Source organism: Deltaproteobacteria bacterium HGW-Deltaproteobacteria-6 (assembly GCA_002840435.1).
In the GTDB taxonomy this organism is placed as follows: Bacteria; Desulfobacterota; Syntrophia; order Syntrophales; family Smithellaceae; genus UBA8904.
Genome location: PHAT01000015.1, coordinates 1 through 8768, shown reverse-complemented (window position 1 = coordinate 8768; position 8768 = coordinate 1). Strand labels below are relative to the sequence as shown.

1 protein-coding gene is annotated in these 8768 nt (G+C 53.4%); it reads left to right on the top strand.

Annotation, left to right across the window (positions count from 1 at the left end):
- Window positions 1–130 precede the first annotated feature (130 nt).
- Window positions 131–8768, top strand: an 8638-nt coding sequence (locus CVU71_18235; protein PKN16926.1) for a cyclic beta 1-2 glucan synthetase, incomplete at its 3' end; no start/stop codon positions are given.

Here is an 8768-nt window from a genome sequence, read left to right as displayed (position 1 = left end):
GAACCTGATTTACAAGACAGCAGCCGATACGGGTTTGTTGCTGAAAAAGCTCCTTTCGAAAAGGAAGCACAGGAAAAAATATACCCGGGATGAGTTGCCCCTCAGGTCGGAGTTATTCAATTCTGACCAGATGAAGCAGCATGGCAAAAATCTGGCAGGCCTCCACCAGTTAACCAGTAAAAAAGCGGCCGAGAAGCTTCTGGGGCGGCTTCATGAAAATGAAGAAGTTCTGATTGAAACAATCCGGCAGCTGACCGCCGTAGTCAAGGAAAACAATCCCATCGCGCCGGCGGAGGAATGGCTTCTTGATAACTTTTATTTAATTGAAGAAAATGTTCATACCACCAAGCGTCACCTGTCCCGCGGATTCAGCCGCGGGCTGCCCTGGCTGGCGTCCGGACCTTCCGCCGGACTGCCCAGGGTTTATGACATCGCGCAGGAAATCATTTCTCATGGCGACGGCAGGGTGGATCTGGAAAATCTTGTCAGTTTTGTTACCGCCTACCAGTCTGTTTCCTGTTTGAAACTGGGTGAACTGTGGGCCATTCCGATCATGCTGCGCCTGGCGCTGATTGAAAATCTCCGTCGCATCGGAACGCGTATCATGGCGGATGTTGCCGACCGGGCCCGCGCCAATTACTGGGCGGATCAGATGGTTGATGTGGCGGCAAGAGATCCCAAAAGCCTCGTCCTTACGATCGCGGACATGGCCCGGTCCGATCCGCCGCTTTTAACGTCTTTTGTCGCGGAATTTGTGCGTCGCCTGCAGGGCAAGAGTCCGGCGCTGGCACTACCGCTGAGCTGGATCGAACAGCGGCTTTCCGAATCGCATTTAACAATAGAACAGATGATTCAGTCTGGAAATCAGCAGCTGGCGGCCGATCAGGCCTCAGTCAGCAACAGCATCGGTTCTCTCCGGTTTCTGACAACGATGGACTGGCGTGAATTTGTCGAGACCATGAGTGTGGTCGAAAAAGTACTGCGCGAAGATCCCAGCGATGTCTATATCCGCATGGATTTTGCCACACGCGATCATTACCGCCATATTGTGGAAAAAATTGCAAAAAACTCTTTGCTGCTCGAAAAGGATGTTGCTTCCCTGGCCATTGAACTGACCCGGGAAGCCGTGGCCGGAAAAGGCAGCGACGAGCGGATGACACATGTCGGTTATTATCTGCTTGACAAAGGATTGCCTGAACTTGAAAAAAGAGCGCTGATGCGCCTTCCTTTATCTGAAATAATCAGAAGGGCGGTTGGCAGGGTTCCCTTGCTGCTCTATATGGGAAGCATTGTCCTGATCACCCTGTTGCTGACGGGATACCTGCTGATTATGGTTGAGGCGAGCGGGCTGCCAGACGGGATCCTGCTGCCGGCTGCGGTAATTCTGGCTCTGGGTGCAAGTGCACTGGGCGTATCACTGACCAATTGGCTGGTCACTTTGTTTATGCGCCCGCAGCCTCTGCCGCGCATGGATTTTTCTCTGGAAATACCACCGGAAGCCGGCACGTTGGTGGTCATTCCCACGATGCTGAGTGATGTTCAGAGTGCGGAAGATTTGCTCGAAGCGTTGGAGATTCGATTCCTGACGAATCGGGCGAACAACCTGCACTTCGGTCTGCTTACGGATTTTTGTGACGCCCCCCGCGAAAAAATGCCTGAAGATGACGAGATTTTACTCGTGGCTGAGAAGGGGATCAAGGAACTCCACGAGAAGTACAGAGGCGTCAAGGGAGGATCCTTTTACCTTTTTCATCGTCCGCGTCTCTGGAATCCAGAAGAAGGACTATGGATGGGCTATGAGCGTAAACGCGGTAAACTGGCCGATCTGAATGCTTTTCTGCGGGGCGGCGCGAGAGATCGGTTTTCAAAGATTGTGGGGGCTACGGAATTATTATCCAATGTGAAGTATGTCATTACTCTGGATACGGACACGCAGTTGCCTCGCGATGCCGCAGAAAAATTTATCGGGACGATGGCCCACCCGCTGAACCATCCCTATTTTGATGAAGAAAAAAATATTGTCTGCGAAGGCTATGGCATCCTTCAGCCGCGCCTGACGGAGAGTTTGTCCGGTGCAAGACAGACCAGGTATTCGCGATTATGGGGAGACCAGACGGGGATTGACCCTTACACGCGCATGGTCTCTGATGTCTATCAGGACATTTTCGGTGAAGGATCCTATGTCGGCAAGGGCATCTATGATGTCGACGCGTTTGAAAAGGCGCTGAACAGCCGTCTTCCCGAAAACCGGATACTGAGTCATGACCTGATCGAGGGTTGTCATGCGCGTAGCGGTCTTATTTCCGACGTGGAATTATTTGAAGAATATCCGGCCTCATATCAGGTGGATGTGAGACGCAGGCACCGCTGGATTCGAGGGGACTGGCAAATTGCCGGCTGGATTAGATCAAGGGTCCCTGTTCTGGGCGGTGCGTATCAGGTCAATGCAATTTCGAAACTCTCCCAGTGGAAAATATTCGACAACCTTCGCCGCAGCCTCGTCCCCGCCGCGCTGACAGTCATGTTGATTGCCGGCTGGACAATACTTCCGCAAGCCTGGCTCTGGATGCTTTTGGTGGCGGGCATTTTGTTCATTCCCTCTGCAAGCGCCTTCACCCTGGATCTCTTTCGCAAGCCGGGAGACGTGCTCCTGCGCGACCACATGATCTATGTGCTACGTCAGTCCAGAAGGCACCTTTTACAGATTGCGTTTACAATCGTCTGTCTGCCGTACGAAGCTTTTTACAACCTGGATGCAATTGTGCGTACCCTCTGGCGGATGTTGATTTCGCACAAACGGCTGCTGGAATGGAATCCCTTCCATAATCAGATTCATCATACTAAAAATGGACTTTCCGAATCCTGCCGGACCATGTGGATATCCCCTTTGCTGTCCACGGCGGTGTTTGCTTATCTGATTTGGTCGGCGAGGCCCGGTGCCATTTGCGCCGCCTTCCCCATACTCATTTCGTGGTTTCTTTCGCCTGCGATTACGTGGTGGGTCAGCCGGCCTGCAGTCAAAGAAGCAATCACGCTGAAAGACGAACAGATTATCTTTTTGAGAAAAGCGGCCCGTCGAACCTGGGCGTTTTTCGAAACGTTTGTTGCAGCGGGAGACAACTGGCTTCCTCCGGACAACTATCAGGAGCATCCGGGCGCTGTGATTGCGCACCGCACGTCACCGACGAATATAGGCCTGTCTTTGCTGGCGAATCTGTCTGCCAGTGATTTTAATTATATTACACCGGGTGAATTCATCAGGCGCACCGCCAATACGCTGGATACAATGGAAAAATTGGATCGTTTCCGGGGCCACTTCTTCAACTGGTATGATACGCAAACCCTCAAGATCCTGCCGCCGCATTACATATCAACGGTGGACAGCGGGAATCTGTGCGGTTATCTTCTGATATTGAAAAGGGGGCTCCAGGAACTTTCCGAAAAGAAAATATTGGGGGACGGTTTGCTTACGGGCATTACCGACACCTGCAACGTTTTTCAAGACGCCGCCGAAAATATGCCAAAAAAAGCACTGTACGGATTTAAAAACCAGCTGGAAAATCCCGTCAGTTTTCTGCAAATGACGGCGAATGAATGGTGGCGACTTCTGGACGGGCTTGCAAAATCAGCATCGGATCTTGCCTCAATCTTTGCGGGCGATCCGCAAAACCAGGCTTACCGGTGGGCGCGGGCCCTCGTCAGCCAATGCCGGGATGCTGCAGACGAATTGATTACGCTGTGCCCCTGGGTGACGCTGGATATCCCTTCGGACAGGGCCGGCCGTATTATAGAAGAAATCGGTATTCCCACATTGCAGGAAACAATAGAACTGCCTGCCAGATGGCTTTCCGCTTTTGAAGAGAAAATAGGGCCTGACGATGATGACAAGGAGCGGACGTGGTTCGCCGCCTTCTCCGGGCTGGTTTCGGAAGGAAGCGTCCGCGCGCGGGAAAGACTGACCCTTATCAATAACCTGATTAAAAAATCCGGGGAATTTGCCGATATGGATTACAGCTTCCTCTATGATAAAGGGCGTCAATTGCTGACGATCGGGTATAGTGTCGGCGATCGCCGCCGAGATACAAGCTATTATGATCTGCTCGCATCCGAAGCCAGATTTTGCAGCTTTGTCGCCATCGCACAGGGGCAGCTGCCGAAAGAAAACTGGTTTGCCCTGGGGCGCATGCTTACGAATCCGGGAGGCGAGCCGGTTTTGCTGGCCTGGGACGGATCGATGTTTGAGTACCTGATGCCGCTTCTGGTCATGCCGAATTATGAAAATACACTGCTGGATCAAACCTATAAGGCGGCGGTAAAAAGCCAGATCGTTTATGGCGAAAAAAGGGGTATTCCGTGGGGCATTTCGGAATCCGGCTATAACAACATCGATGTTCATCTGAATTACCAGTACCGTGCCTTCGGCGTTCCCGGCCTGGGGCTCAAGCGGGGGCTGGCTGACGATCTGGTGGTGGCGCCCTATGCGTCAGCCCTGGCGTTGATGATTGCACCCCGGGAAGCCTGCGAAAATCTCCAGCGGCTTGACGCAAAAGGTATGATGGGGGCATACGGCTTTTATGAAGCACTGGATTACACAGCTTCGCGTTTGCAAAGCGGTCAGACAAACGTTGCCGTCCGATCGTTCATGGCGCATCATCAGGGGATGAGTTTGTTGGCCATGGCCCATCTCCTGCTGAATTGTCCGATGCAGAAACGCTTCGAATCCGAACCGATGTTCCAGTCGGCGGCGCTTTTACTGCAGGAACGCATTCCCAAAACCGTTTCCTTCTACAAGCAGATTGCCGGGGGTATTAACATCCGGAAATCGTCCGGCCCCCAGAAAATTCCGGCACGTATCTATAAAACTCCCGATACGCCGCTGCCGGAGGTGCAATTGCTGTCTAACGGCAGATACCATGTGATGGTGACTCAGGCCGGCGGCGGATACAGCCGCTGGAAGGATCTGGCCGTGACGCGCTGGCGGGAAGACACCACACGCGATCCCTGGGGCATGTTCTGCTATATACGCGATATTGCAACAGGGGAATACTGGTCCAATGCCTATCAGCCCACGCTGAAGCAGCCGGACCGGTACGAGGCTATTTTCTCCGATTCAAAAGTCGAGTTTCGCAGGCGTGATGACGATATCAACACATACACCCAGATTGCCGTTTCACCGGAAGATGATATCGAGCTGAGACGCATCCGCATCACCAATCGTTCCAGAAAACGCCGCGAACTGGATGTGACAAGTTACGCGGAAATTGTGATCGCCCAGCAGGCCGCCGATGAAATTCATCCGGCATTCAGCAATCTTTTTGTTCAGACCGAAATTATTCCGAATTACCAAGCGATCCTCTGCACGCGAAGACCCCGCTCCAAAGGTGAGCCCACCCATTGGAACTTTCATTTAATGGCATTGCACGGGAAAGACAGCGGAGAGGTGTCTTATGAAACGGACCGTTTGAAGTTTGTCGGCCGCGGCAACAATCTATCCAATCCTCAAGCCATGGAGCAGTTGGCGGACGGGCAGGAAGCGCTGTCGGGCACGGAGGGCTCCGTTCTGGATCCCGTTGTTTCGATACGACGCCTGATCAGGCTTGTCCCGGGAGAATCGGTTACGCTGGATATTGTTTCCGGCATGGCCGAAACCCGTGCCAAAGCGCTGGGTTTGGTTGAGAAATACCGCGACCGCCGGTTGGCCGACCGCGTCTTCAATCTGGCCTGGACCCACAGCCAGGTTACGCTTCGACAAATCAATGCGACCCCGACCGACGCTCAGCTCTATGGACGTCTGGCCGGTTCCGTGGTTTATGCAGATGCCTCCCTGCGCACTGATCCGAAGATCATCATTAAAAACCATCGTGGGCAATCCGGCTTATGGGGCTATGCCATTTCTGGCGATTTGCCCATTGTGCTGCTCCAGATCGGCGATCATGCCAATATTGAACTGGCCCGCCAGCTCCAGCAGGCTCATGCCTACTGGCGGTTAAAAGGTCTGGCGGTGGATCTGGTCATTTGGAATGAAGACAATGCCATTTACCGGCAATCGCTTCACGATCAGATTGTGGGATTGATTGCCACCAGCATGGAAACCAGGATGGCGGATAAACCGGGCGGCATCTTTGTCAGATCGGGCGACCAGATATCCAACGAAGACCGTATTCTCATGCAGACGGTTGCCCGTGTGATCATCAGGGACGACATGGGGACGCTGGAGGAACAGCTCAACCGCCGTAAAATCGAGGCGATATCCGTGCCGCCCCTGAAGCCGGTCAGAAGTCAGGGCGCGAAATGCAAAGACGAAGATGCGTTATCTTATCCCGGGTTAATTTTTACTAACAGTCTCGGGGGATTTACCCCGGACGGACGTGAATATGTGATCACTACGGGACAGGGGAACAAAACACCGCTGCCCTGGGTCAACGTGATCGCGAACCCTCACTTCGGATCAATTATTTCCGAGAGCGGATCCGCCTCCACCTGGAGTGAAAACGCCCACGAATACCGCCTCACGCCGTGGAACAATGATCCGGTCAGCGATGGAAGCGGCGAATCGTTTTACATTCGGGATGAAGAAACGGGACATGTCTGGTCTCCCACGCCGCTTCCGAGTCGCGGTATGACGCCTTATGTCTGCCGGCATGGTTTCGGGTATAGTGTTTTTACGCACATGGAAGATGGCATCCACTCGGAGCTGTGGATTTATGTGTCGATCAGCGCGCCCGTCAAATTCATGGTTTTAAAGGTTCGCAATGAATCAGGCCGTAATCGCGCACTGTCTGTGACCGGTTACCTGGAATGGGTACTGGGTGATTTGCGGTCGAAAACAATGATGCATGTCACAACAGAAGTGGACGCGGGCAGCGGGGCGCTTTTTGCCAGAAATCAATACAACACGGACTTTGCCAATCGCGTGGTTTTCTTTGACGTGGATGATCCAACGCGGACAATTACCGCAGACCGTAACGAATTTATCGGACGCAATCGAGAACTATCGGGGCCGGCGGCGATGACGCGTTCACACCTGTCAGGCAAGGTCGGCGCAGGACTGGACCCCTGCGGCGCCATTCAGGTGACCTTTGGATTAAATAACAAACAGGAACGTGAAGTTATTTTCCGGCTGGGCGTTACCGGGAGACGGGGTGCCGACGATTCCAGCAACACAGTGCGCAGCTTACGAGGATCGGCGGTCGCAAAAAATGAACTGGAAACCGTGCGGCGCTATTGGCAGAAAACGCTGGGCACGATACAGATAGAAACGCCCGATCCTTCTCTCGATATTTTGACAAATGGCTGGCTTCTGTATCAGACCCTGTCCTGCCGGCTGTGGGCGCGCAATGGTTATTATCAGTCTGGCGGAGCCTTCGGTTTCCGCGACCAGTTGCAGGACGTCATGGCACTTGTTTATGCCCAGCCGGCACTTGCTCGCCAGCACCTGCTTTTATGTGCCGGCCGTCAATTTCCGGAAGGGGATGTTCAGCACTGGTGGCATCCGCCTACAGGCCGGGGCGTGCGCACGCAATGCTCTGATGACTTCCTGTGGCTTCCTTTGACGGTAGCCCGCTATATTGACTGCACGGGCGATGCAGCGGTTTTACATGAAAGCGTCGGCTTCCTTGAGGGGCGGATGGTCCGCGAGGAAGAGGATGCCTATTATGATCAGCCGGGGGTGTCGGATGAAAACAGCAGCTTGTATGATCACTGCATGCGGGCCATTCGGAGAGGCCTAAGATTCGGCAGTCATGGCCTGCCCCTGATGGGTACGGGCGACTGGAATGACGGCATGAATAAAGTCGGGGAAAAGGGCAGGGGCGAAAGCATCTGGATGGGGTTTTTTCTGTACCATGTCCTCATCAAGTTCGCCGGGATTGCCCGTCTGCAGGGTGATGCTCCGTTTGCCGATTTGTGCAAAAAAGAAGCGGCGCAAATACGGAACAGCATCGAACAGAATGGCTGGGACGGCAGCTGGTACCTCCGCGCTTATTTCGACGATGGTTCACTCTTGGGATCATCCACCAACACAGAATGCCGCATTGATTCGATTTCTCAAAGCTGGTCTGTTCTGTCCGGTGCCGGAGACGCAAAAAGAGTTCGCCAGGCCATGGACGCGGTTGATAATATGCTTGTGAATCGGGATAAAAAACTGGTTCAGCTGCTTGATCCGCCATTTGACAAATCAGAAATGGAACCGGGCTACATTAAAGGTTATGTGCCGGGCGTGAGAGAAAACGGCGGGCAGTATACGCATGCGGCAATCTGGGCGGCCATGGCTTTCGCAGCGCTGGGTGACCGGGCGCGCGCCTGGGACGTAATGGACATCATCAACCCGATCAATCATGCCGGATCTCCGGAAGAGGTCAATGTCTATAAAGTTGAGCCTTATGTTGTTGCGTCAGATGTCTATGCTTTATCGCCGCATGTCGGGCGCGGTGGATGGACATGGCTTTCCGGTTCCGCCGCCTGGATGTACCGCTTGATTGTGGAATCCCTGCTGGGCCTGACGATTCAAAACGGCAAAATCAGTTTTTCTCCATGCCTGCCGGCTGATTGGAAGGAAAGCAAGATTCATTACCGGTATGGGGAAACACTTTATCATATTGCTATCCGCCAGCATGATTCAGAAACGGATCAGCCGGGGCTTATCCTGGACGGTTTGGTCGTGTCCGGTTCGGAAATCGTTATGGCTGACGATCATCAGGAGCATACCATCGAGGTTGCCGTATTGCTTCCGGCGTCTACAGCTCAACCTCCCGGACAATTGCCGTCTT